Source organism: Mesorhizobium sp. AA23 (genome assembly GCF_001672435.1).
In the GTDB taxonomy this organism is placed as follows: Bacteria; Pseudomonadota; Alphaproteobacteria; order Rhizobiales; family Rhizobiaceae; genus Mesorhizobium.
On sequence record NZ_LYTP01000028.1, the window covers coordinates 420,224 to 443,918 of the forward strand.

The following is a 23,695-nucleotide window of genomic DNA, read 5'->3' on the forward strand; positions in this document are numbered from 1 at the left end:
GTTTTGATGATTGAAAAAAAGCCACCGCTGACGATCAGGCTTTGCCAGCCGCGCGGCTTCTGCGCCGGCGTCGACCGCGCCATTCAGATCGTCGTGCTGGCGCTGAAGAAATACGGCGCGCCGGTCTATGTCCGCCATGAGATCGTGCACAACCGCTACGTCGTCGAGGGGCTGCAGAGCCTGGGCGCGGTGTTCATCGAGGAATTGTCCGAGATCCCGCCCGAGCATCGTCAGTCGCCGGTCGTCTTTTCCGCGCATGGGGTGCCGAAATCGGTGCCGGCCGACGCCGAGGCGCGCAACCTGTTCTACCTCGATGCCACCTGTCCGCTGGTGTCGAAGGTGCACAAGCAGGCGATGCGGCACCAGCGGCTCGGCCGCCATGTGCTCCTGATCGGCCATGCCGGCCATCCGGAAGTGATCGGCACGATGGGCCAGTTGCCGGAAGGAGCCGTGACCCTTATCGAGACGGAGGCGGATGCGGCAAGCTTCGTGCCGGCAGACCCGGCGGCGCTTGGCTTCGTCACCCAGACGACGCTGTCGGTCGAGGACACCGCCGGCATCATCCGGGCGCTGCAAGAGCGTTTCCCCGAGCTTCACGCCCCGGCCGCCGAATCGATCTGCTACGCCACCACCAACCGCCAGGAGGCGGTGAAGGAGACGGCCGCCGGCGCCGACCTTTTCCTCGTCGTCGGCGCGCCGAACTCGTCCAACTCGCGGCGTCTTGTCGAAGTGGCGGAGCGCGCGGGCGCCGCGATGTCGCTTCTCGTGCAGCGCGCCTCCGAAATTCCGTGGGATGAGATCGGCAGGATTTCGACGCTCGGCCTGTCGGCCGGCGCCTCGGCGCCGGAAATCATCGTCGACGAGATCATCGACGCGTTCCGGCAACGCTTCGACGTCACCATCGATCTGGCCATCACGGCCACGGAAACGGAGGATTTTCCGGTGATGCGGGTGTTGCGCGATGTCGAACTGACGGCGGCCGACATGGCCTTCGTCAACGGAGCCGCGTAAACCCAGATGGCCGTCTACACCGACGTCAACGAAAACGAGCTCAGCGCGTTTCTGAAAGCCTATCCGGTGGGCGAGCTCCTGTCCTACAAGGGCATCGCCGAAGGGACCGAGAACTCGAATTTTCTCGTCCATGCTTCCACCGGTTCCTACATATTGACGCTCTACGAGAAGCGCGTCGACAAGGCCGATCTGCCCTTTTTCCTCGGCCTGATGGGCCATCTCGCGCGAAAAGGCATTTCCTGCCCGCTTCCGGTCACCGCGCATGACGGAACCGTCATCGGCACTCTCGCCGGGCGCCCGGCGGTCATCATCACCTTCCTCGAGGGCCTGTCGCTGAGGCGCCCGACGGCAGCGCATTGCGGCGAGGTCGGCAAGGCGTTGGCCGCGCTCCATCTCGCCGGGCGGGATTTCCCGATGAAGCGGCCGAACGCGCTTGCCATCGACGGCTGGCGCAAGCTCTGGGCGGCGTCGCGCGACCGCGCCGACGAGGTCGAGCTGGGGCTCGCGGCCGAAGTCGACGCGGACTTCCTCGATTTTGGGCGCAACTGGCCGACCCGCCTGCCACAAGGCATCATCCACGCGGATCTCTTCCCGGACAATGTCTTCTTCCTTGGCGAGAAGCTGTCGGGGCTGATCGATTTCTATTTCGCCTGCGACGACCTCTATGCCTATGATGTCGCCACGTGCCTCAACGCCTGGTGCTTCGAGAAGGACTTTTCCTTCAACCTGACCAAAGGGGCCGCGCTGCTTGCCGGCTACCAGTCGGTGAGGCCGCTTGAGGGCGAGGAAAAAGCGGCGCTGCCGATGCTGGCGCGCGGCTCGGCGCTACGCTTCATGCTGACCAGGCTCTATGATTGGCTGACCATTCCCAACGGCGGGCTGGTGATGAAGCGCGATCCGACCGAATATATCCGCCGCATGCGCTTCCACCGGGCGATCAAGTCTCCATCCGAATACGGACTGACATGAACAAGCAAATCGAGATCTTCACCGACGGCGCCTGCTCGGGCAATCCCGGGCCGGGCGGTTGGGGCGCGGTGCTGCGCTATAACGGCGTCACCAAGGAGCTGTCGGGCGGCGAGGCCGAGACCACCAACAACCGCATGGAGCTGCTTGCCGCCATCAGCGCGCTCGATGCGCTGAAGGAGCCCTGCACGGTCGATCTCTATACGGACAGCAAATACGTCATGGACGGCATTTCCAAATGGATCCATGGCTGGAAGAAGAACGGCTGGAAGACCGGCGAGAGGAAGCCGGTCAAGAACGGTGAGCTCTGGCAGGCGCTCGACGAGGCCAACAGGCGACACAAGGTTATCTGGCATTGGGTGAAGGGCCATGCCGGCCACCCGGAGAACGAGCGCGCCGACGAACTGGCAAGGCAAGGCATGGCGCCGTTCAAGCCGAAGCAGGCGCGGCCGGCACCGGTTGCGGCTGCGCCGCAGAAGGCTGGTGCTCCGGCCAGGAAGCCCGCGCCCCGACGCTCGACCCAGAGCTATTGACGCGCCTGACGTTCTCTACCGGATCGCCAGCGCCGTGGAGAACAGGCCGAGGGCGAAGACCGTGTGCGAGACGAGGTTGAGCGCGCGCACCAGCATCGGGTTGGGCGTCCTCGACGCTGCCCAGCCGGCGCCCATGCCGGGCGCCAGCAGGAACCAGCCGGCGCCGACGGTGACTATGCCGAGGATGAAGGCCGGCAGGAAGGTCGGCGCTGCCAGCCAGCCCGTTCCCGCCAGCACGACCAGGATCACGCCGTAGAGAATTCCGACGAGATAGTGGAACGCCCAGCCCAGCGCCTTTTCATGCGTGTAGAGGGCGGCCTGACTGATATCGTCATGGAAGACCTTCTCGGGCAGATGCCGGACCCAGCGGCCGACCATGCCCCAATTCGGCCGCGGCAGCCCGAACGCCTTGTTGAGGATAATCGCCCAGACGTCCATGAAGACCGTGGCGCCGATGCCGATCGCGATGGCGCGCCAGACGATGTCGAGCATCAGAGCTGCTCGAGGATCTTGGCCGCCCCACTCTCGTCGACACCCGGCTTGGCTTCGACATTGAGCGCTACGACCTTGCTGTCATCGACGATCATCGAAAAGCGCTTCGAGCGCAGCCCCATGCCGTTCGCGGAAAGGTCGTTGTCGAGTCCGACCGACTTGGCGAAGTCTCCGCTGCCGTCGGCGAGATAGAGGATCTTGCCTTCGCCACCGGTGAAGCGTGCCCAGGCGCCCATGACATGGACGTCGTTGACCGAGACGACCGCGATAGTGTCGACGCCGCGCGCCACGATGGCGTCGTGGTTCTCGAGATAGCCCGGCAGATGGTTGTTGCTGCAGGTCGGCGTGAAGGCGCCGGGAACGCCGAACAGCACCACTTTCTTGCCGGCGAAAATCTCGGCGCTGGTCATCGGCTTGGCGCCATCGGCGGTCATCACCTTGAAAGTCGCCTCGGGCAGTTTTTCGCCAACCGAAATGGTCATGGTTTCCTCGTTCGGGAGATTGGGAAGGATCTGTGCCTGCGATATCGAACCGGGCCGCATTCCGCAACCGTTCAGAGCAATGCCAGGAAAAGTGCCCAGCGGTTTTCCATTCGGAATTGCGGCTCCACGACGAATTGGCTCAAGGGAAAGGCAGCAACCCGTCCACCGCACCTTCGGCGCTTGTCAGCGTGTAGTAGAGCCCGCCGTCCGTGGGCGTCGCTGACGGCCGGTCGAGGATCGGCACGGTGAAAACAAGCTTGCCGTCCTTCTCGCTGCGCACCGGCGCGCCGAACATATAGTCGCGCTCCCCCGCGATGAAAAAGTCGACGGACTCGGCATCGCCGGGCGAATGCGCCTCGACGATGAGCGTCTCGTGATCGCCGGGCAGCACGCGGATGCCGAAATCAGGTCGCGCCGGGGCAGGGAGCGTTGCAAGCGCCGTCTTCACCAGTGCCGCGTCGGTGGGGTTGTCCGGATCGGAAGCAGGATCGAGGCTGAGCCGCGTCTGCACCGGAATGCAGATCGTCTCGCAAATGCCGAGAAAGACATTGGCATCGATCGTCGCCGGCTGGTCGGGCGCCGACAGCGTGAAGGTCACCGGCAGCGATACGGGACGGTCATAGCCGGCCCATTTGCCGTAGCCGTCGTCGTGGCGCTGCGGCGGCGGAAACGACAGCTTTGCATCTGCGATGTTGGTGCTGGCCGAGATGTCGATCTGCGGCGGCACACCGGCGTCGCCGGGATCGCGCCAATAGGTTTTCCAGCCTGGCTTCAGCGCGATGTCGAGCACGCCGTGGATCTTGCCCGCCTCGTCCGGCTTGCCGCTGGTCACCAGCCGCACCTTGCCGCCTTCGCTGTTGTACCAGGCCGAGGATGATGCCTCGGCCGGCTGCCCCGCTGCCAGGCCGACGACGGCGCCGAGCGCCACAATATTCAGGTATCGCATGACGGTGATTTGATCGCCCGTTCTTGGCCGCGCAATGATTTCATGTTCCTGCAGGTATCATATTTGCGTGACATCGGGCAGCCTGACCATCTTTTCGGCGCCGCGGAAACGGGTTACCCTCAGCTCCATGGACTTGTTGCGTCACAAAAAGAAGACGGCCGGACGCGGCTTTCTCGACGATCAGTTCCTGATTGCCATGCCTGGCATGAAGGACGACCGCTTCACGCGCTCCGTCATCTATATCTGCGCCCACAGCGACGAGGGCGCCATGGGCCTGATCATCAATCAGACGCAGCAGATGCTGTTCCCGGACCTTCTGGTGCAGCTTGGCATCGTGAACGAGCAGGAAGCAATCCGCTTGCCGGCGCATGCCCGCGATTTCGTCGTGCGCAATGGCGGGCCCGTCGACCGCAGCCGCGGCTTTGTGCTGCATTCCGGCGACTATCGCGTGGAATCTTCGCTCAACGTCTCCGACGACATCTGCCTGACCGCCACGGTCGACATCCTGCGCGCCATCTCGACGGGTCGCGGCCCGCGTCATGCGCTGATGGCGCTCGGCTATTCCGGCTGGGGCGCCGGCCAGCTCGAAAGCGAGATCGCCGAGAATGGCTGGCTGACCTGCCCGGCGACGCCTGAGCTGCTGTTCGACGCCGACATCGAGCGCAAATACGATCGCATCCTTGCCTCGATTGGCATCGATCTCGCCCATTTGAGCGCCGCCGCGGGACACGCTTAAACGCCTTTGCCGACCTGCGGGATCAGTCGAACCCGCCTTTAGCTTCGTCATCAGCTCTGAGGAATGGCGACGCTCTGAGCGATTAGGGTGATGACGAGTTGGAAGGTCACCGCAGTTCGTAAGCGCCGAAGCAACGCCCTCTAAGCCTGCGTGAGCGGGTACTGCTCCCTCAGCGTCTTCAGCACCAGTTCGCCGGGCATCGGCGCGCCGAACATGAAGCTCTGGACATATTCGCAGCCCATCTGGCGCAGCTCCAGCGCGTCGCTCTCGTCGGAGATGCCTTCGGCGACGACCGACAGGCCAAGCTCATGGGCCATGTTGACCATGGACTTGAGCAGCACCGCACGTTTCGGCGTTGCGTCGTCGACGAAGCTCTTGTCGATCTTGATCGTGTCGAAGGGGAAGCGCGTCAGGTAGGAGAGCGATGAATAGCCGGTGCCGAAATCGTCGAGCGACAGTCCGATGCCGAGTTGCTTGAGCTTGGTCAGCACATGCGCGGTCTGCTCGGGATTGTCCATCACCAGCGATTCAGTGAGTTCGAGCCGGAAGCAGCGCGGCTTCAAGTTGGCCCGCGCAATGACGGAGCGCACGTCGCTGACCAGGTCGCGGCGGATGAGCTGCCGGCTGGAGAGGTTGACCGAAACTGACAGCGGCGCGTCGCCGATCTGCTTCTGCCAGGCCGCCAGATCCTCGGCCGCCTGCTGCATGGCGAACAGGCCGAGCTGCACGATCAGGCCGCAATTCTCAGCCACCGGGATGAAGTCTCCCGGCGGGATCATGCCGCGCCGCGGATGATCCCATCTGAGCAGCGCCTCGAAGCCGGCGACGCTGCCATCCTCCAGCCGCACGATCGGCTGGTAGGCGAGCGTGAATTCGCGCCGCTCGATGGCGCGGCGAAGGTCGGATTCGAACTGCAGCCTGTCGGTGCCGACGGTGCGGAAGGCCGGCCGGAACGGCTCGATCCTGTCGCCGCCGAAACGCTTGGCTTGATGCATGGCAAGCTCGGCGTCCTTGACCATGTCCTCCGACGAGGTTTGCGCCGTCGTCCAGGTGATCAGGCCGATCGAGGCAGTGAGCACGATCTCGCGCTTGGCAAAGGTGATCGGATTGTTGATCGCATGCTTGATGGCATCGGCCATGGCGGCGATGCGGGCCGGATCCTGTTCCGACAGCAGCATCAGCGCGAACTGGTCGCCGGCAAAGCGCGACAGCGAATCCTTGGGCTTCAAGAGCCGGTGCAGCCGGCGCGCGATGGTCAGCAGGATGGTGTCGCCGGCCGAAATGCCGAGCCCGTCATTGACCTGCTTGAAACGGTCGATGTCGATGACGAAGACGGTCGGGCGCACCTTGTCCTCGGTGCGGGCGATCGAGATGATCGCCTCCAGCCGGTTCATGAACAGCTCGCGGTTAGGCAGGCCGGTCAGGTTGTCGTGCACGGCGTCGTGCAGCAGCCTCTCCTCGGATTTCTTCTGCTCGGTCACGTCGACCATGGTGCCGACGCAGCGGATCACCTCGCCATCCGACCCGATCACGGGACGGGCGCGCAACGAGAACCAATGATAATGCCCGTCGGCGCCGCGCAGGCGGAAATTCTGGGCCACGCGGCCGCGGCGGTGCTCCAGCACCACGTCCAGCGTGGTGCGGAAGGTGTCGCGGTCGTCGGCATGCAGCACCGGCAGCCAGTTGCGGGCCGCGCCCGAAAGGCTGTTGGGGGCAAGGCCGAGTTGCAGGCTGATGTCGGGCTTGGTCACCACGCGGTCGCGCAGCACGTCCCAGTCCCACACGATGTCGCCCGAGCCGGCGACTGCAAGTGCCTGGCGCTCGAGGTCGGAAAACAGGCCCTGGTGCAGCGCGCCGCCGGCAAAAGCGTGCTGCATCACCGTGAAACCGATCAACAGGATGATCAGGATCAGGCCGCCGCCGAGCGCCGGCTGGGCGATGTCGTTGTCCAGCATGCCGGTGATCGCCATCCACGAGCCGCATAGCCAGAGCAGCACCATCACCCAGCTCGGCACCAGCATGATCGCGCGGTCATAGCCGCGAATTCCGAGGAAGATGATGAGGCCGAGGCCGGTGAGCGCCGTCGCGGCAAACGAGATGCGGGCGATGCCGGCGGCGACCGCGGGATCGACGATGGCCACGCCGGCAATCAGCAGCAGCCCGAGGATCCAGACCAGCGCGCCATAGCTGAAATGGCCGTGCCATCGGTTGAGGTTGAGATAGGCGAACAGGAACACCACGAAGGTACCCGCCAGCGCCACCTCGGTACCGGCCCGCCACATCTGCTCGTTGCCGGGCGAGATTTCGATGACCTTGTTGAGGAAGCCGAAATCGACGCAGATATAGGCGAGCACCGCCCAGGCAAGCGCGGCGGTGGCCGGGAACATCGAGGTTCCCTTGACGACGAACAGGATGGTCAGGAACAGCGCCAAGAGGCCGGCGATGCCGATGACGATGCCGCGGAACAGCGTGTAGGAATTGACCGAGTCCTTGTAGGATTCCGGGTCCCACAGATAGACCTGCGGCAGCTTGGGCGAGGCGAGCTCGGCGATGAAGGTGACGACCGTTCCGGGGTTGAGCGTCACTCGGAACACATCGGCGTCGGGGCTGGTCTGGCGGTCGAGCGCGAAGCCTTCGCTGGGCGTGATCGCCGCGATGCGCGTCGAGCCGAGATCGGGCCAGAAAATACCGGAATTCACCAGGCGGAAATGCGGCGCGACGATCAGCCTATCGAGCTGCTGGTCGGTGGTGTTGGCGAGCGCGAACACCGCCCAGTCGCCGGTCGAGCGCGCGTCATTGGCCTCAACCTCGATGCGCCGCACGATGCCGTCGGGGCCGGGCGCGGTCGAGACCTGGAAATTCTCGCCCTGGTTCCGGTAGATCTCGACTGCGCCCGAAAGGTCGAGCGCCTTGTCGTCGCGGGCAATCTTGATCGGCTCGACGGCCAATGCCGGCGCAACCGCTGAAAGCGTGACGAAGAGCGCCAGGATGAGGGCGAACAGCGACGCGATTCGCGAAAAAGTCGTCACATATCAGCCCTTCGTTCCATCACCCGGCGGATCGTCCGCGATCCGGGCGTAGAGGTAGTGATCCTGCCAGATGCCGTTGATCCGGAGATAGGATCTGAGAAGTCCTTCGCGCCGGAATCCGGCTTTTTCAAGCACGCGGATCGACCGTGCGTTGTCGGGAATACAGGCAGCCTCGATCCGGTGCAACCGCAGCGTATCGAAGGCAAAACGCGACACCACCTTGACCGCGTCGGTCATCAGTCCACGGCCGCCGAAGCGCTCGCCGATCCAGTAGCCGATGTGGCCGCTTTGCGCGACACCGTGGCGGATGTTGCCGAGCGTGATGCCGCCGGCGAGCTTGCCGCTCGACTTCTCGAAGATGAAGAAGGCAATGGCCGTGCCTTGCGCATAGTCCTCGCGGTAGCGGCCGATGCGCAGCCGCCAGGCGGTGCGGTCGAGCTCGTCAGGCTGCCAACGCGGCTCCCATGGCTCCAGAAAGGCGCGGCTTTCGCCGCGCAGCGTCGACCATTCGCGGTAGTCGTTGGTCAAAGGCACGCGCAACGTGACCTTTTCGCCCTTCAGTGCCGGCAGGTCGCGGCGAAAGAAAGGAAGCGCGAACACGACTTTGGAACGAAGGTTAGACGGCGAGCCTGCGAGCCGTCGTCTGCGGGCCCGCAAGCGATTCGAGGATCGCCTCGTAGGGCGCCAGCGTCCCCACGGGGCCGACCGCCGTCAGCGTCGGCTTGGTCGAGAACAGCCGCGAGGAGAGATCGGTCAGCCGCTCGACCGTCAGCGCCGCCAGCCGCTCCATCAACTCCTCCTTGGCGATCGGCCGCCCGAACAGCAGCAACTGCCTGGCGATCTGCGAGGCGCGGCTTGCCGGGCTTTCGGCCGACATGATGAGGCCGGCCCGATATTGCGCGCGTGCGCGGTCGAGCTCATCCTGCTGGATGCTTTCCCCGGCCTTCTGCAATTCGTCGATGATGACCGGCACCAGCTTGGCGATATCACTCTGTCCGGTCGCCGCATGCACACCGAAAATGCCGGTGTCGGAAAAGCCCCAGTGGAAGGCATAGACCGAATAGCACAGGCCGCGCTTCTCGCGCACTTCCTGGAACAGCCTCGACGACATGCCGCCGCCGAGGATCATCGACAGCACCTGCGAGGCGTAGAAGTCGCGCACATGGTAGGCGCGGCCCTCGAAGCCGAGCACGATCTGCGCATCCATCAGGTCGCGGTCCTCGCGGAAGTCGCCGCCGACATACTGCGCATATTGCGGGATGTTGCTGGTGGCCTTGGCGCGGAAGCCGCCAAGCTGTCTTTCCACCTCGCGCACGAAATTGTCGTGCTTGATGTCGCCGGCGGCCACGATCACCATGCGCTCGGCGCCATATTGCCGTTCGATGAAATCGTGCAGCTGCCTGGAGGTGAAGGATTTGACCGTCTCCGGCGTGCCGAGGATCGAGCGGCCGATGGTCTGGTGGCGGAAGGCGGTTTCGGTGAAACGGTCGAAGACGATGTCGTCGGGTGTGTCGTGCGCGGCGCCGATCTCCTGCAGGATCACATGCTGCTCGCGCTCCAGTTCCTCCGGATCGAACTCCGATTCCTGCAGGATGTCGGCCAGGATGTCGACCGCGAGCGGCACGTCGGCGGAAAGCACCCTGGCGTAGTAGGAGGTCGTCTCGACGCTGGTGGCCGCGTTGATCTCGCCGCCGACATTCTCGATTTCCGAGGCGATCTCGAAGGCGCTGCGCCGTTTCGTTCCCTTGAAAGCCATGTGTTCGAGCAGATGGGCCATGCCGTGCTCTTCGTCGCGTTCATTGCGTGCGCCCGACTTGACCCAGGCGCCAAGGGCAACGGATTCGAGGCTCGGAAGGGTTTCGGTGGCGACCGTCAGGCCGTTCGACAGACGGCTTACCTCAACACCCATATGGCAACTACTCCCTAACGGGCCGCCCGCGTGTGGCGGCTCACGTATTCTTCCACCATTTTCAGCTCGGATGGAAGTATGGTGTACTTTTCGTCGGCTGTCATCAAGCCGGCGAGCCAAGCGGGCAGCGCTGGCGTAACGCCGCTGGCGGCCTCGACCGCCGCCGGGAATTTGGCCGGATGCGCGGTGCCGAGAACCACCATGGGCACGGCGCCCGACATTTGGCCGGCCGCTACGTGCATGGCGGCGGCCGTGTGCGGATCGAGCATATAGCTGCTCGCTGCAAGCGTCTGGCGAATGGTTGCCGCGACCTCGTCGACGCTGGCGCGGCCGGCGTCGAACTCTGTACGGATCCTCGCCATTTCGCCCGCTTCGACGGTGAAGGCGCCGGACTGCTTCAGCCCGTTCATGTAGCGCCTGACCGTCGCGGCATCCCGGCCCGCCGCCTCGAACAGCAGGCGCTCGAAGTTCGAGGACACCTGGATGTCCATCGACGGCGAGGTGGTGGCGAACACGCCCTTGGTGCGGTATTCGCCGCTTGCAAGCGTGCGCGCCAATATGTCGTTGTCGTTGGTGGCGATGATCAGCCGCTCGACCGGCAGTCCCATTCGCTTGGCGGCATAACCGGCGAAAATATCGCCGAAATTGCCGGTCGGCACGGTGAATGACACCGGCCGGTCGGGCGCGCCCAGCGACAGCGCCGAGGAGAAGTAATAGACGATCTGGGCCATGATGCGGGCCCAGTTGATCGAATTGACACCCGACAGCGACACCCTGTCGCGGAAGCCGTGGTCGTTGAACATATCCTTCACCAGGCCCTGGCAATCGTCGAAATTGCCTTCGATCGACAGCGCGTGCACGTTCGCGGCGCTCGACGTCGTCATCTGCCGCTGCTGCACCGGCGAGACCTTGCCGTTGGGGAAAAGGATGAAGATATCGGTGCGGTCGCGGCCGGCGAAGGCGTCTATTGCCGCCCCTCCGGTGTCGCCGGAGGTGGCGCCGACGATGGTCGCGCGGTTGCCCCGTTCGGCCAGCACATGGTCCATCAGCCGCGCGAGCAGCTGCATCGCCACGTCCTTGAAGGCCAGCGTCGGGCCGTGGAAGAGCTCGAGGATGAAGGTGTTTTTGCCCGTCTGCACCAGCGGGCAGACCGCATCGTGCCGGAAAGTCGCGTAGGCTTCACGCACCAGCCGTTCGAAGACGGGTGCGGCGATCTCGCCGCCGAGGAAGGGTGTCAAGACGCGGATGGCAAGATCGGGATAGGCGAGGCCGCGCATGGCGCGAATATCGGCGGACGAGAACTGCGGCCATTCGCGCGGCAGGTAAAGCCCGCCGTCGCGCGCCAGTCCGGCCAGCACCGCGTCCGAAAATCCAAGCACGGGCGCATCCCCGCGGGTACTCACATATTGCATCGTCAAGAACCCATTGCTGCCGGCCGCGTCATCCACGGCAAATTGGTTAATTTTCCGAGCCGGCTCCAGTCGCATTTTCGCCGCGGCGTTGATATACGTCACCGGCTTTGTGAGAGGGAAGTGCAGTTCATGAGGTTTTATTCGGTCAACCGCCGTGTTGTCGCGGGTCTGGCGCTCACCGGCTTTATGCTTGCCGCCGCAGGCTGCCAATCGAGCGACAATGGCATTTTGAACTTCGGCTTCAGCAAGAAGGACCCGACCGCGCCGCCACCGCCGCAGGACCCCAAGGTGCTTGCCAGCCAGTTGCGCGCCTACTGCCCGAAAGTGACGCTGCGCGACGGCACCGCCTTCTTCAATACCTATGCTAAGGGCGCCGCCGCCAAGACGAAGAAAAAGAAAGTCGATGCCGCGGCGGACGCTGAAGCCGAGGCAGCCGCAGCCGCACAGACCGGACCGAACGGTCAACCCGTCGACCCCAATCGCGATCCCGCCAAGATCATTTACCAGGCCTCGATCACCGACGTGACGCGCGACTGCACTCACGAAAACGGCCAGCTGACGATGAAGATCGCGGTGGCCGGCAAGGTCGTGCCGGGACCGCTGTTCACGCCCGGTAACGTGACGATGCCGATCCGCATCGCGGTCCAACATGGGCCTGACGTGCTCTATTCGCAGCTTCATCAGTATCAGGTGCAGGTCACCGATCCGTCTGCCGCGACGCAGTTCGTCTTCACCGACACCAACGTCGTAGTGCCGGAGCCGACCGCCCGCGACTACCAAGCCTATGCCGGCTATGACGAGAACGCGCCGGCAGCGACGGACAAGTCCAAGGCCAAGAGGAAGAAGCGCGTCGCCGCGGCGGCGACAAACTGATCTGGTTCGCCGCCAATCGCGCTTCCGCGGTTAAGCGTCCTCCGACCACTCCGACAATGCCGCAATCGTGCTGCCGAGTTCCGCCAAACGGCGGATGACGGTTTCGGCGCCCGCTTCGGTCAGCGTGTCGGCATGGCCGGGATAGCTGTGCCCCGCGCCGGTGAAGCCGATGACGCGCATGCCCGCCGTCCTGGCGCCGGTGACGCCGTGCACCGAATCCTCGATGACGAAAGTGTTCTTCGGATTGGCGCCGAGCTGTTCGGCGGCATAGAGGAACACGTCCGGTGCCGGCTTGGTCTTCTTGCTGGGGATGTCGAGCCCCGAAAAGATGCGGCCGGCGAAGAAGGGCAGCAGGCGCACCTTTTCAAGCATGAACTCGATCCGCTCGGTGCGCGAATTGGAGCAGACGGCGCGCGGCGTGGTCACCGCCGCCACCGCCTCGCGTGCGCCGTCGATGATGCGCACGTCGCTGCGCAGCTTGCGATCGACGAGTTCCTCGGCGCGGTCGATCAGCGAGGCCTGGAAGGGAAGGTGAGATTTTTCCTCGACCCGCATCAGGATGTCCTTGAAGGTCAGCCCGGCATAGGTCTCGGCAAGCTCCTCCGCCGAAATTTCGTATCCGGCCGATGTCAGAAGCTCGGCCTCGACGCGCGCGGCGATGATTTCGGAATCGACGAGCACGCCGTCGCAATCAAAGATGACAAGGTCTGGCTGGGGCATGGCAATCCGAAGCTGGGAGGAAAATGGCCTGACTGGCCCAAGCGGCGCGGCATACACCAATGGGCCGATGTTCGCAAATCGGTGGCGCAGGCTCTCGCCCGACCTTCACCGAATGTTTACGCTGATCGGTAACCATAACGGCCAGTAAACCGTAACGTGTGCTTTGGGTGTTTTGATGACTGCCGTGCGTCTTCTCGACGAGCTTTCCCACGCTCCCCAGCAGTCCGAATGGCTGGACACGATCCTCAAAGGCGATTGCGTCGCCGCCCTCGACAGGCTGCCCGAAAAGTCGATCGACGTCATCTTCGCCGATCCGCCTTACAACCTGCAACTCGACGGCGACCTGCATCGGCCCGACCAGTCCAAGGTCGACGCCGTCGACGACGACTGGGACCGGTTCGAGAGTTTTGATGCCTATGACGCCTTCACCCGCGCCTGGCTGCTTGCCGCGCGACGCGTGCTGAAGCCCAATGGCACGATCTGGGTGATTGGCTCCTACCACAACATCTTCCGCGTCGGTGCCAGGATGCAGGATCTCGGCTTCTGGATCCTGAACGACGTCGTCTGGCGCAAGACCAACCCGATGCCGAATTTCCGCGGCCGCCGCTTCCAGAACGCCCATGAGACGATGATCTGGGCCTCGCGCGACCAGAAGTCCAAGGGCTACACCTTCAACTACGAAGCGCTGAAGGCCTCGAATGACGATTTGCAGATGCGCTCGGACTGGCTGTTCCCGATCTGCACCGGCGCCGAGCGCCTGAAAGACGAGAACGGCAACAAGCTGCATCCCACGCAGAAGCCGGAAGCGCTGCTGGCCCGCATCATGATGGCCTCGACCAAGCCGGGCGATGTCGTGCTCGATCCCTTCTTCGGCTCGGGCACCACGGGTGCGGTCGCCAAGCGCCTCGGCCGTCACTTCGTCGGCATCGAGCGCGAGCAATCCTACATCGATGCCGCCAATGAGCGCATCGCCGCCGTGCGCCCGCTGGATGAGGCCGACCTCACCGTGCTGTCCGGCAAGCGCGCCGAGCCGCGCGTCGCCTTCATAAGCCTGATCGACACCGGCCTGGTGGCGCCGGGCGCCACACTTTACGACGCCAAGAAGCGCTGGGCGGCCAAGGTGCGCGCCGACGGCACGCTGGCCATCGGCGACAGCGCCGGCTCGATCCACAAGATCGGCGCCGAGGTGCAGGGTTTGGACGCCTGCAACGGCTGGACCTTCTGGCACTATGAGCGCAGCGGCGGCCTCACCCCGATCGACGAATTGCGCCGCATCGCCCGCCTCGGAATGGAGCGGGCAGGCGGCTGATCCGCTTGAATCGAAAGCTCAACCGATTGCCGCAAGTGATTCAGTTCAGGCCGCAATCCCGAGCCGTTCAAGATCCGCTTGAAGCGCCTTGGCATCGGTGAACAGCACCGCCTGCCAGCCGGCGGCCTTGGCGCCGTCGACATTCTTCTGGCTGTCGTCGATGAAGAGTGTGGCGGCCGGCTCCAGGTCGAAGGATGCGACGTGACGGTCGTAGATGGCCTGGTCCGGCTTGATCAGGCCGATCTCGCCCGAGACCGTGACGCCGCGCGGCCGATTGAGAAAGTCGAAGCGCCGGCGGGCTTCGGCGAATGTGTCGGCGGCGAAATTGGTCAGCATGGTCACATCGCGGCCCCTGTCGATAAGGCCGACCATGATGGCGACGCTGTCGTCATAGGCATGCGGCACCATCTCGTGCCAGCAGCGGCGGAAGTTGCGGATGTTCTCGGCGTGATGGGGGTGTTCGGCGATCAGCAGCGCCTCGGCGTCTTGCCAGGTGCGGCCGCGATCCTGCTCGATGTTCCAAGCGCTGGTGCAGACATTGTCGAAGAACCATTTCCGCTCCTCGGCATCCGGGATTAGCCGGCTGAACGGAAGGTCCGGATCGTAGTGGATCAGCACCTTGCCGATATCGAACACGATGTGGCGGATGTCAGTCATTGCGGTCCTTTCAACGCGGGCGCAGCGGGGCTTGCTTTTTGGTTGCGCCCGGTATCGCTGCCTCGATTACCTTTTTCATGACGGTGGGCAGCGCTTCCCCGGGAATTTCGTGGGCTAGCGACCAGAAATGCCCGTTGGGCGCATCACCCCTGATGTGGGCATGGAAGACGTCGAGTTCGAGCGCGAAATGGGTGAAGACATGGCCGATCCGCCCGGCGCGCCGCCAGTCGGCCGGAAGGGGCGCTGCGTCCGCCGTCGTAGCGCCGTCGGCCCGCGCCGTCCACGCCGTGGTCGGCACCTCGGTCATGCCGCCGAGCAGCCCCTTGTCCGGCCGTTTGCGCAGCAGGATGGCGCCGTCATCGCGTTGAGCGACAAAGGCAGCACCGCGCCTGAGCGGCTTGTCGCCCTTGGACAGACGGACTGGAAAACGCTCCGGATCGCCTGACAGGATCGCGCTGCAATCCTCGCGCAGCGGGCACAGCATGCAGCGCGGCCGCCGCGGCGTGCAGATCGTTGCGCCGAGATCCATCATCGCCTGGGCGAAATCGCCGGGCCTTGCACGTGGCACGAGCTTCTCGACCAGCGCTCGGATTTCCGGCTTGGCCTCGCTGAGCGGCGTCTCCACCGAATAGAGCCGCGAAATGACACGCTCGACATTGCCGTCGACAACGGCGGCAGGCCGGTCGAAGGCGATCGCCGCGATGGCGGCCGCCGTGTAGGCGCCGATGCCCGGCAATTCCTTCAATCCCGCCTCGGTGTCGGGAAAGCGGCCGCCCCGCTGCGCCACGAGATCGGCGCAGGCTTTGAGATTGCGTGCCCTCGAGTAATAACCGAGCCCGGCCCAGGCCTTCATGACGTCCTCGGCCGGCGCTGCCGCCAGCGCCTCGACGGTCGGCCATTTCTCGACAAACGTCCGGAAATAGGCTTTCACCGCCTCGACCGTGGTCTGCTGCAGCATGACCTCGGAGAGCCAGACGCGATAAGGGTCGGGTTTTGTCCCACGCGAGAACGCACTCGGCGTCACGCGCCAGGGCAGGTTGCGGTGATGCGCGTCGTACCAGGCAAGCAGGCGGACGGCGATGCTGCTATCTCCGGATACGCACTTCTCGGCTGCGGCCTTGCGGGTCTGGTCTTGCGGTGCCATTGATCGGGTGAGTTAGGATCGGAGAACGCACATGGCAGGGAAAAGGCCCTTCGGCAATCCCGTTCCGGTGAGCGATCTCGCGACCGAGATCCTCGATCCTGTCCTGAAGAAGCGCGCCGGCATCTCGATCGGACTGGTGCAGTCCTGGGAAGAGATCGCCGGGCCGCGCCTGGCCAGCCACTCGCGCCCGGAAAAGATCCAGTGGCCGCGCCGCCTGCATGAGGACGATCCGTTCGAGCCGGCGGTGCTAATCATTGCCTGCGAAGGCATGGCAGCGCTGCATCTTCAGCATGAGGCGGGCGAGGTCATCAACCGCGTCAACGCCTTCCTGGGTTTCAACGCCATAGGCCGCATCAAGATCCTGCAGAAGCCGGTCCTTTCGGCGAAAGCGCGGCCGAAACCACAACCGAGGCCGCTCAGCGAGGCCGAGAAATCGAAGCTGGCGCGAACGGTCGGCAAGATCGAGGATGATGGCTTGCGCGCTTCGCTCGAGCGGCTCGGCGCGACCATCCTCGGACAAAAAAAGCCCTGAGCATGTCTCCCGAAAGTTCCGGCGGTTTCGGGAAAAGTCGTGGAGCGCGCTGCAAAATTGTCGTCAATATCGCATATTCGTGATCGCGCCCGAAAAATTTGGCGATTGGATTGGGGATGCCGATGCCTTAATTCGCGCCAACTCTCGCCTTTTCTAGCCCTTGCATTGCAAAATCCAACCGATATCAGGTGATTCGCATGAACCGCTCTTTGTCTCGCAGAAACCTTCTGACCACGCTGGCCGCCGTTCCGGCAGTGGCGCTGCTTGCCGCGTGCAGCGACTCGGGTGAAGAGGCAAAGGCGGCCGATGTGAAGCCCGCCAATCCGTCGACGCCAGCCAAGCCTGCCACGCCCGCGGCCGCTCAGGTGCCGGAAGCGCAGGGCACCGTCGACATGGCGGAACTGCTCAAGCCCGGCGCTTTGCCCGACAAGCAGCTCGGCAAGGACGACGCCAAGGTCACCATCGTCGAATATGCCTCGATGACCTGCCCGCATTGCGCGCATTTCAACGACACAACCTTCCCTGAGCTGAAGTCGAAATACATCGACACGGGCAAGGTGCGCTATATCCTACGCGAATTCCCCTTCGACCCGAGCGCCGAGGCCGGCTTCATGCTGGCGCGCTGCGCCAAGGACAACTATTTCGCCATGGTGGACGTGTTGTTCAAGCAGCAGCCGAGCTGGGTCGGCGTCAGCAACACCAAAGAAGCGCTGCTGCAGATTTCCAAGCTCGCCGGTTTTACACAGGAGTCATTTGAGGCCTGCTTGACGGACCAGAAGCTTCTGGACGATGTGAGAGCAGTCCAGAAACGCGGAGCGGACGAGTTCAAGGTCGACTCGACGCCGACCTTCTTCATCAACGGAAAGACCTACAAAGGGGCGATGTCGATTGAGGAAATGTCGGCCATCATCGACCCTCTGCTCTGACGTCCAGGCCGCGCCGAAGCTGCTTGGCTTCGGCATATTGGTCTTTGCGGAGCGGCGCGAATGAAGTTTTCGCGCCTTCGCCTCCTCGGTTTCAAGTCCTTCGTCGAGCCCGGCGAGTTCGTCATCGAACGCGGGCTGACCGGCATTGTCGGGCCGAACGGCTGCGGCAAGTCCAACCTTGTCGAGGCGCTGCGCTGGGTGATGGGCGAAAGCTCCTACAAGAACATGCGCGCGTCCGGCATGGACGACGTGATCTTTTCCGGCTCCGGCGCGCGGCCGGCGCGCAACACCGCCGAAGTCACGCTCTTCCTCGACAATTCGGACCGCACGGCACCCGCCGCCTTCAACGACGCCGATGAATTGCAGGTGTCGCGCCGCATCGAGCGCGAGGCGGGCTCGCTCTACCGCATCAACGGCAAGGAAGCGCGTGCCAAGGACGTGCAACTGCTCTTCGCCGACCAGTCGACCGGCGCGCGCTCGCCGTCCATGGTCGGCCAGGGCCGCATCGGCGAGCTGATCCAGGCCAAGCCTCAGGCGCGCCGGGCGCTGCTCGAAGAAGCCGCCGGTATCTCCGGCCTGCACACGCGCCGGCACGAGGCCGAGCTTCGGCTGAAGGCGGCCGAACAGAACCTCGAACGGCTTGACGATGTCGTCGGCGAGCTGGAAAGCCAGATCGACAGCCTGAAGCGCCAGGCGCGCCAGGCTTCGCGCTTCAAGAACCTGTCGGCCGACATCCGCAAGGCCGAGGCGACGCTTCTGCATCTGCGCTGGACACTGGCCAAAACCCAGGAAGGCGAAGCGCGTTCGGCGCTTGCCGTTGCGACCACGCTGGTCGGTGACCGCGCCGCAGCCCAGATGGCCGCTGCGAGGGAGCAGGGCATCGCCGCCCACCGCCTGCCCGACCTGCGCGACGCCGAAGCCGCCGCGGCGGCGGCCTTTCAGCGCCTGTCGATCGCCAAGACGCAGATCGAAGAAGAGGCCGGCCGCATCCGCTCGCGCCAGGCGGAGCTGGAGCGGCGCCTGCAACAGCTCGATGCAGACATCGCCCGCGAGGAGCGGATGGTGCGCGACAATGCCGACATTCTCGAGCGTCTCCGCGCCGAGGAAGCCGAGCTCAATTCGGACAATGCAGGTGCTGCCGAGCGCGAAGCCACCACCCGCGCCGCCTTCGAGCAGGCCGGCGCGACGCTCTCGCAGAGCGAAGCCAGGCTTGCCGCGCTGACGGCCGAACGCGCCGAGGCGGCCGCCTCGCGCCACCAGATCGAGCGCACTTTGCGCGAGACCGCCGAGCGCCGCGACCGCTTCGCTCGCCAGCTTGCCGAGGTCGATCGCGAGCTCTCCGATATTGTGGCGCGCATTTCCGGCCTGCCCGATCCCGCCGAGAAGCGGCTGCTGGTCGAGGACGCGCTTGCCCGGCTGGAAGAGAGCGAGCTAGGCGCCATCGCCGCCGAGCAGGCGGTCGCCGAAGCGCGCGCCGCCGAAAGTGCTGCCCGTCCGCCTCTGCAGGATGCCACGGCCGAATTGCAGCGCATCGAGACGGAAGCGCGCACGCTGGCCAAGATACTCAACGCCGCGAGCGGCGCTCTCTTCCCCTCGGTGCTGGAGCAGATCAGCGTCGAGCGCGGCTACGAGACGGCACTTGGCGCTGCGCTCGGCGAGGACCTCGACGTGCCGCTCGACCGCAGCGCCCCGGTGCATTGGGGCGAGAGCGCGGTTAAACCGGGTGACGCGGCGCTGCCTGAAGGCGTGAGGAGCCTGGCGAGTGTGGTCCGCGCGCCGGCACAGCTTGCCCGCCGCCTGGCGCAGATCGGCATCGTCGACGCCGCCGATGGCCGTCGCCTTCAAGCGCAGCTCGCGCCCGGCCAGCGGCTGGTCAGCCGCGACGGCGCGCTCTGGCGCTGGGACGGCTTGACGGCCAGCGCCGATGCGCCGACCGCTGCGGCGCAGCGGTTGGCGCAGAAGAACCGCCTGGCGGAGCTCGATGCCGAGGCCGTGCAGGCGACCCGCGTCGTGCGCGAGGCCGAGGAGGCGCTGGCGCGCGCCGAGCAGGCGATGCGCCAGGCGAGCGAGGCCGAGCGCAACGCGCGTCAGGCCGGCCGCGATGCCCAGCACGCACTGGACGCCGCCCGTAACGCGCTGGCCGAGGCCGAGAAGGCCGGCGGCGAGCTGGCGAGCCGCCGTGCTGCCTTGGATGACGCCCGCGCGCGCATCGTCGACAGCCATGAAGAGACGCAAGCCGCTTTCCTCGAAGCCGAGGAGATGCTCAGGGACGCGCCCGATCTCGGCGACCTGCAGCTCCAGCTCGAGCAGGCCTCCGCCAGTGTAGCTCGCGACCGCGCCACGCTTGCCGATACGCGCGCCGTGCATGACGGCCTACGGCGCGAGGCCGAAGCGCGCATGCGCCGGCTCGACGCGATCGGCACCGAGCGCAAGAACTGGCTGGAGCGGGCCGAAAACGCCTCGACGCAGATCGCCGCGCTTGGCGAGCGCAAGGCTGAGGCCGAAGCTGAGCGCGAGCGGCTGGCCGACGCGCCCGACGAGATCGACGCCAAGCGCCGTGCGCTGTTGAGTCAGCTTTCCGAGGCCGAGGCGCTGCGCCAGGCCGCCGGCGATCGCCTGCAGGAAGCGGAGACCAAGCAAGCCGAGCTCGACAAGGCGGCGACCGCGGCGATCCAGTCGCTTGCCGAAGCGCGCGAGACCCGCGTCCGCGCCGAGGAGCGGCTGACCGCGGCCGACGAACGCCGCGCCGAGGTCGAGGCTCGCATCCAGGAAGCGTTGAACACGCCGCCGCATCTCGTCATCAAGCATACCGGGCTAGAGACCGACGACCCGATGCCGGACATGGCCGAGGTCGAGCGCCAGCTCGACCGGCTGAAGATCGAGCGCGAGCGGCTAGGGGCCGTCAATCTGCGCGCCGAGGAAGAACAGAGGGAGCTGTCGGACCGCCTGGAAATCATCGTGTCCGAGCGCGAGGACATCATCGAGGCGATCAGAAAACTGCGCCAAGCGATCCAGAGCCTCAACCGCGAGGGCCGCGAACGCCTGCTGTCGGCCTTTGAGGTGGTCAACGGCCACTTCCAGCGCCTGTTCTCGCATCTTTTCGGCGGCGGCACGGCCGAATTGCAGCTGATCGAGTCCGAAGATCCGCTGGAAGCCGGCCTCGAAATCCTCGCCCGCCCGCCGGGCAAGAAGCCGCAGACCATGACGCTGCTCTCCGGCGGCGAGCAGGCGCTCACCGCCATGTCGCTGATTTTTGCCGTCTTCCTTACCAATCCGGCGCCGATCTGCGTGCTCGACGAGGTCGACGCCCCGCTCGACGACCACAATGTCGAGCGCTTCTGCAATCTGATGGACGAGATGTCGAAGACCACCGAGACGCGCTTCGTCATCATCACCCACAACCCGATCACCATGGCGCGCATGGACCGCCTGTTCGGCGTCACCATGGCCGAGCAGGGCGTCAGCCAGCTGGTCTCGGTCGACCTGCAGGCGGCTGAGGCGATGCGCGAGGCGAGTTGAGGGCGGCTTGGCGTCCGGAACCGACTGAGTTACCTCTCCGGTGCCGTGGCTGGCGCCGTGTAGCGCCGGCGCACGGCCTCCAGCACGCGCTTGCGGCTCTCCTCGGGCGATAGACGCTTGTCCTTCTCGGCCTCTGCCGTCTCGCGGGCGAGTTCCTTGTCCCTGATCTGTTGGCGGAACCATTTGGAATAGTCGCCGGCGCGCAGGTGATATTCCCAGGTCTTGTCGTCGATGCCTTCCGCCATTTGGGCGAAAATGATCAGATTGTGGGCTCTGAGGTTCATCGCCTTTTCTGGCCCCGTGAAATAGAAACTGCCGGCCTCGTCCAGCTCGCCTTCGGCATATTTGCGGCTGTGCCGCTTCAGCGATTGGTCGGGTTCGATCGCCTTGACCGTGAACGGCTTCTTGCCGTCCTGCGGCCGCCACAGCAGGACCCGGTCACCCTTCGGCGAAGGAATGCTCTTGGGCGCCTCCAGCCCGGCCTCCTTGCAGAAGGTCTTGATCACGCCCTTCGCCTTCGGACCGAGCGCGATGACCGCCGTCACCAGGCGCAGGACCCCGGTCGAGAGCGCTTCCGGATGCACGGTGATCAGCACCGTGCCCGGCAGCTCGAGCGACAACACCGCGCGCCTGTCCTCGCGGCGCTTGGGCAGAAGGTGATGCGCCTCGTCAATGATCAGCCAATGCGGCCTTGCCGTGCGGTAGCGGACGCTGCCGAGGCCTGGCAGCAATTCGGCAAAGAAGTCGGGCCGCTCGTCGACCTTCAGCGCCAGCCCGTTGACCACGATATTGGTGCCAGGCTTTTCGATCAGCTCCAGCAATTGCTCCTTGCTGGGTGTAGTCGAGCCATCACCTAGCGGAACGGCGCCCTCCAGTCCGTCATAGTCGCCCTCGGGATCGAAAATGCAGAACTGCAATCCCTGTTCGGCAAGCCGCTCGGTGAGCGCTGTGGCCAATGTCGACTTGCCGATACCGGAGCTTCCGGCGATCAGAACGGTCTCGACGGGCGACAGATAGACCTTCTTGCCGTTGGCAGTTCCCAGCAGGACGCCGCGCAAGCGCTTGCGAGCTATCAGATGATCCTGCTTTATCAGCTTGCCGATCAGTTCTTCGACACCCTTGCCGCGCGCCTCCCTCGTGACGAGGTCGGCGGTTTCCTTCACGGCGGGCAATGCGTTGGCGACGGCGATGCTGCAACCCGAAGCCCTGAGGAAGGCGTGGTCGTTCTCGGCATCGCCGATGCCCACCACATTATGCGGCGACAATCTGAGGTCCTTGAGCGCAGCCGCCAGTCCGGTGGCCTTGTTGATGCCTGAGGGCAGGATCATCACCGCGCCCTTGTTGAAGATGATCTCCAGCTCAAGGCCGAGCTCCTTGATGACGTCGAGCACGGTGGCCTGGTGCGGCTCCCAGGTGGCAACGATCGAGCGGCCGACCGAGAGCGGCTTGACGCCGCGCTTCTTCAGTCTGTCGACGAAATCGGCGGAAGGCGAGGGCGAGATTGTTTGCTCTTCTTCGCTCGCCGGCGTGTAGATCAGCGCGCCGTTTTCGGCCACCACCTTGTCGAATAGCCCGACCTCCGGAAACACCTCTTTGAGATCGGGCAGTTCGCGGCCGGTGACCAGGATGAGCTTGCGGCCGGACTTCTTCAGCTTCTTCAGCGCCGACAGCGTGCTGGCGGTGACCAGTCCGTCATGCGCCAGCGTGCCGTCGTAGTCGGTGGCCAGTGCCATGAAATACATCGGGTGATCCTCTCCGCTGCCGGTCGCTCGGTCCGTCTGGAACAAACAACGTCTGTCGGCGGAAAAGGTTTAGGCCGGCGCTTTCGCCTGCCTGGCGAGAAACCTGGCGTGGAGAAATGCAACTCATCGGAAAGAGAGAAAGGTTGGCTGGGTTCTGGAAAGGCGGGGCGTTTCTGGTCTTTAGGTCTGTTTGGGGTCGGCGCGTTGCTCCTGTGCCCTCTTGCAGATCTCATCCAATTTTTTTCGGACCCGGTCGTTATCGAACAACAGCTTGGCGCGTGAGAATCCTCTGCTACGAAGCTCCCATTCGATGGCAAGCCATCCTTCATAGTCGCCAGATAACGCAAGTTTCCCGGCTTCGCGCCACATAAGCACGTCACGCTCTCGGGACACACCCTTTCTCCGTGCTTTTGCGCGAAGCATATAGGAGGTCGGGCCGATATTGTCGAGGGACCTGCCCCACAGCTCGCCGCGACCAGAGCACGGACTTCCACTTCATATTGAGAGAGGTGATGTCGAGCTGACGCAAATATCGGTCAGTTCATTGCCGGGCGCTCGACATCCCGGCGTGCGTTCTTGCCCCATAACTCACGGACGAATTTGATCGTCTCGCCAATCGTCCGGATTTCGATGATTTGCAACGATGGAACCCGTGCGCACCGTCTCCGCTCATGGACTGCTCCTGCGAGGCCGGTGGGTTTCGGAGGTGGCAAGGGGTCGAAAGCCGCGTTGAGACCACTGAAGAGAATCCGCGCTG

21 protein-coding genes are annotated in these 23,695 nt (G+C 64.6%); 10 read left to right on the forward strand and 11 right to left on the reverse strand.

Annotated elements, in window-relative coordinates; translation table 11 throughout:
• Nucleotides 1-6 precede the first annotated feature (6 nt).
• From ispH to rnhA, 3 genes are read left to right on the forward strand one after another with little or no spacing between them, the layout of a single operon-like run.
• A complete protein-coding gene (gene ispH / locus A9K66_RS21755; protein WP_067327859.1) occupies nt 7-1,011 on the forward strand; it encodes a 4-hydroxy-3-methylbut-2-enyl diphosphate reductase in 1,005 nt (334 codons plus the stop codon).
• 6 nt (nt 1,012-1,017) lie between these two features.
• On the forward strand, nt 1,018-1,980 hold the full coding sequence (locus A9K66_RS21760) for a homoserine kinase (protein WP_067327860.1): 963 nt from the start codon (nt 1,018-1,020) through the stop codon (nt 1,978-1,980).
• On the forward strand, nt 1,977-2,510 hold the full coding sequence (rnhA, locus tag A9K66_RS21765; protein WP_067327861.1) for a ribonuclease HI: 534 nt from the start codon (nt 1,977-1,979) through the stop codon (nt 2,508-2,510). The genes A9K66_RS21760 and rnhA overlap by 4 nt, the downstream gene beginning before the upstream one ends.
• 15 nt (nt 2,511-2,525) lie before the next feature.
• On the opposite strand, the gene A9K66_RS21770 is transcribed toward rnhA, so the two are convergent.
• The 3 genes from A9K66_RS21770 to A9K66_RS21780 all read right to left on the reverse strand — a co-directional run bounded on the left by A9K66_RS21770 (nt 2,526) and on the right by A9K66_RS21780 (nt 4,430).
• The gene (locus A9K66_RS21770; RefSeq protein WP_067327862.1) at nt 2,526-3,002 is read right to left on the reverse strand and encodes a DUF2938 domain-containing protein; all 477 of its coding nucleotides are present in this window, start codon (nt 3,000-3,002) and stop codon (nt 2,526-2,528) included.
• Nucleotides 3,002-3,484: a peroxiredoxin gene (locus A9K66_RS21775; RefSeq protein ID WP_066998201.1), complete on the reverse strand. Its 483-nt coding sequence runs from the start codon at nt 3,482-3,484 to the stop codon at nt 3,002-3,004. Before A9K66_RS21775 ends, A9K66_RS21770 begins: the two co-directional genes overlap by 1 nt.
• Nucleotides 3,485-3,623: 139 nt before the next feature.
• Nucleotides 3,624-4,430 (reverse strand): protein-disulfide reductase DsbD domain-containing protein, encoded by an 807-nt coding sequence (locus A9K66_RS21780; RefSeq protein ID WP_067327863.1) that lies wholly within the window; start codon nt 4,428-4,430, stop codon nt 3,624-3,626.
• 127 nt (nt 4,431-4,557) lie between these two features.
• On the opposite strand from A9K66_RS21780, the gene A9K66_RS21785 reads away from it, so the two are divergent.
• Nucleotides 4,558-5,166, forward strand: coding sequence for a YqgE/AlgH family protein (locus A9K66_RS21785; protein WP_066997984.1), 609 nt, complete (start codon nt 4,558-4,560; stop codon nt 5,164-5,166).
• A 140-nt stretch (nt 5,167-5,306) separates the two neighbouring features.
• Here the strand turns inward: A9K66_RS21785 and A9K66_RS21790 are convergent, their stop codons facing one another.
• Genes A9K66_RS21790 through thrC form a run of 4 tightly spaced genes read right to left on the reverse strand, consistent with a single transcriptional unit; the run spans nt 5,307 to nt 11,516 of the window.
• On the reverse strand, nt 5,307-8,195 hold the full coding sequence (locus A9K66_RS21790; RefSeq protein ID WP_067327864.1) for an EAL domain-containing protein: 2,889 nt from the start codon (nt 8,193-8,195) through the stop codon (nt 5,307-5,309).
• A gap of 3 nt (nt 8,196-8,198) precedes the next feature.
• Nucleotides 8,199-8,795: a GNAT family protein gene (locus tag A9K66_RS21795; RefSeq protein WP_066997979.1), complete on the reverse strand. Its 597-nt coding sequence runs from the start codon at nt 8,793-8,795 to the stop codon at nt 8,199-8,201.
• Between the two features lie 16 nt (nt 8,796-8,811).
• A complete protein-coding gene (locus tag A9K66_RS21800; RefSeq protein ID WP_066997977.1) occupies nt 8,812-10,104 on the reverse strand; it encodes a pitrilysin family protein in 1,293 nt (430 codons plus the stop codon).
• A 14-nt stretch (nt 10,105-10,118) separates the two neighbouring features.
• Nucleotides 10,119-11,516 (reverse strand): threonine synthase, encoded by a 1,398-nt coding sequence (thrC, locus tag A9K66_RS21805; protein ID WP_067328024.1) that lies wholly within the window; start codon nt 11,514-11,516, stop codon nt 10,119-10,121.
• 129 nt (nt 11,517-11,645) lie between these two features.
• Between thrC and A9K66_RS21810 the strand changes: the two genes are divergently transcribed.
• Nucleotides 11,646-12,389 carry a hypothetical protein gene (locus tag A9K66_RS21810; RefSeq protein WP_067327865.1) on the forward strand — a complete coding sequence of 248 codons (744 nt, stop codon included), beginning with the start codon at nt 11,646-11,648 and terminating at the stop codon, nt 12,387-12,389.
• A gap of 30 nt (nt 12,390-12,419) precedes the next feature.
• Here the strand turns inward: A9K66_RS21810 and A9K66_RS21815 are convergent, their stop codons facing one another.
• Nucleotides 12,420-13,109: an HAD family phosphatase gene (locus tag A9K66_RS21815; protein WP_067327866.1), complete on the reverse strand. Its 690-nt coding sequence runs from the start codon at nt 13,107-13,109 to the stop codon at nt 12,420-12,422.
• A 175-nt stretch (nt 13,110-13,284) separates the two neighbouring features.
• Between A9K66_RS21815 and A9K66_RS21820 the strand changes: the two genes are divergently transcribed.
• The gene (locus A9K66_RS21820; protein WP_067327867.1) at nt 13,285-14,418 is read left to right on the forward strand and encodes a site-specific DNA-methyltransferase; all 1,134 of its coding nucleotides are present in this window, start codon (nt 13,285-13,287) and stop codon (nt 14,416-14,418) included.
• A gap of 45 nt (nt 14,419-14,463) precedes the next feature.
• Here A9K66_RS21820 and A9K66_RS21825 read toward each other — a convergent pair whose 3' ends face one another.
• Complete coding sequence (locus A9K66_RS21825) at nt 14,464-15,075, reverse strand: HAD family phosphatase (RefSeq protein WP_067327868.1); 612 nt, start codon at nt 15,073-15,075, stop codon at nt 14,464-14,466.
• A gap of 10 nt (nt 15,076-15,085) precedes the next feature.
• On the reverse strand, nt 15,086-16,219 hold the full coding sequence (gene mutY, locus A9K66_RS21830; RefSeq protein ID WP_067327869.1) for an A/G-specific adenine glycosylase: 1,134 nt from the start codon (nt 16,217-16,219) through the stop codon (nt 15,086-15,088).
• A gap of 31 nt (nt 16,220-16,250) precedes the next feature.
• Here mutY and A9K66_RS21835 point away from each other — a divergent pair, with 31 nt between their 5' ends.
• The 3 genes from A9K66_RS21835 (at nt 16,251) to smc (ending at nt 21,196) form a co-directional block, all read left to right on the forward strand.
• Nucleotides 16,251-16,751, forward strand: coding sequence for a DUF721 domain-containing protein (locus A9K66_RS21835; protein WP_067327870.1), 501 nt, complete (start codon nt 16,251-16,253; stop codon nt 16,749-16,751).
• A gap of 197 nt (nt 16,752-16,948) precedes the next feature.
• The gene (locus tag A9K66_RS21840) at nt 16,949-17,677 is read left to right on the forward strand and encodes a DsbA family protein (RefSeq protein ID WP_067327871.1); all 729 of its coding nucleotides are present in this window, start codon (nt 16,949-16,951) and stop codon (nt 17,675-17,677) included.
• 60 nt (nt 17,678-17,737) lie between these two features.
• Entirely contained in the window at nt 17,738-21,196 is a 3,459-nt protein-coding gene (smc, locus tag A9K66_RS21845; RefSeq protein ID WP_067327872.1) for a chromosome segregation protein SMC, read from the forward strand.
• A gap of 29 nt (nt 21,197-21,225) precedes the next feature.
• Here the strand turns inward: smc and A9K66_RS21850 are convergent, their stop codons facing one another.
• Nucleotides 21,226-22,938 carry an HAD family hydrolase gene (locus A9K66_RS21850; protein ID WP_067328025.1) on the reverse strand — a complete coding sequence of 571 codons (1,713 nt, stop codon included), beginning with the start codon at nt 22,936-22,938 and terminating at the stop codon, nt 21,226-21,228.
• A 3-nt stretch (nt 22,939-22,941) separates the two neighbouring features.
• Between A9K66_RS21850 and A9K66_RS30465 the strand changes: the two genes are divergently transcribed.
• On the forward strand, nt 22,942-23,220 hold the full coding sequence (locus tag A9K66_RS30465) for a hypothetical protein (protein WP_127323569.1): 279 nt from the start codon (nt 22,942-22,944) through the stop codon (nt 23,218-23,220).
• The last annotated feature ends 475 nt before the right edge of the window (nt 23,221-23,695 follow it).

What these genes read in the sequence shown, in the direction of transcription:
- A9K66_RS21840 (WP_067327871.1), top strand. Translation starts at nt 16,949, where the DNA reads ATGAACCGCTCTTTGTCTCGCAGAAACCTTCTGACCACGCTGGCCGCC.
- A9K66_RS21815 (WP_067327866.1), bottom strand. Translation starts at nt 13,109, where the DNA reads ATGCCCCAGCCAGACCTTGTCATCTTTGATTGCGACGGCGTGCTCGTC.
- A9K66_RS21770 (WP_067327862.1), bottom strand. Translation starts at nt 3,002, where the DNA reads ATGCTCGACATCGTCTGGCGCGCCATCGCGATCGGCATCGGCGCCACG.
- A9K66_RS21775 (WP_066998201.1), bottom strand. Translation starts at nt 3,484, where the DNA reads ATGACCATTTCGGTTGGCGAAAAACTGCCCGAGGCGACTTTCAAGGTG.
- A9K66_RS21800 (WP_066997977.1), bottom strand. Translation starts at nt 10,104, where the DNA reads ATGGGTGTTGAGGTAAGCCGTCTGTCGAACGGCCTGACGGTCGCCACC.
- A9K66_RS21810 (WP_067327865.1), top strand. Translation starts at nt 11,646, where the DNA reads ATGAGGTTTTATTCGGTCAACCGCCGTGTTGTCGCGGGTCTGGCGCTC.
- A9K66_RS21850 (WP_067328025.1), bottom strand. Translation starts at nt 22,938, where the DNA reads ATGTATTTCATGGCACTGGCCACCGACTACGACGGCACGCTGGCGCAT.
- A9K66_RS21760 (WP_067327860.1), top strand. Translation starts at nt 1,018, where the DNA reads ATGGCCGTCTACACCGACGTCAACGAAAACGAGCTCAGCGCGTTTCTG.
- smc (WP_067327872.1), top strand. Translation starts at nt 17,738, where the DNA reads ATGAAGTTTTCGCGCCTTCGCCTCCTCGGTTTCAAGTCCTTCGTCGAG.
- A9K66_RS21825 (WP_067327868.1), bottom strand. Translation starts at nt 15,075, where the DNA reads ATGACTGACATCCGCCACATCGTGTTCGATATCGGCAAGGTGCTGATC.
- thrC (WP_067328024.1), bottom strand. Translation starts at nt 11,516, where the DNA reads ATGCAATATGTGAGTACCCGCGGGGATGCGCCCGTGCTTGGATTTTCG.
- mutY (WP_067327869.1), bottom strand. Translation starts at nt 16,219, where the DNA reads ATGGCACCGCAAGACCAGACCCGCAAGGCCGCAGCCGAGAAGTGCGTA.
- A9K66_RS21785 (WP_066997984.1), top strand. Translation starts at nt 4,558, where the DNA reads ATGGACTTGTTGCGTCACAAAAAGAAGACGGCCGGACGCGGCTTTCTC.
- A9K66_RS21835 (WP_067327870.1), top strand. Translation starts at nt 16,251, where the DNA reads ATGGCAGGGAAAAGGCCCTTCGGCAATCCCGTTCCGGTGAGCGATCTC.
- A9K66_RS21820 (WP_067327867.1), top strand. Translation starts at nt 13,285, where the DNA reads ATGACTGCCGTGCGTCTTCTCGACGAGCTTTCCCACGCTCCCCAGCAG.
- A9K66_RS21780 (WP_067327863.1), bottom strand. Translation starts at nt 4,430, where the DNA reads ATGCGATACCTGAATATTGTGGCGCTCGGCGCCGTCGTCGGCCTGGCA.
- ispH (WP_067327859.1), top strand. Translation starts at nt 7, where the DNA reads ATGATTGAAAAAAAGCCACCGCTGACGATCAGGCTTTGCCAGCCGCGC.
- rnhA (WP_067327861.1), top strand. Translation starts at nt 1,977, where the DNA reads ATGAACAAGCAAATCGAGATCTTCACCGACGGCGCCTGCTCGGGCAAT.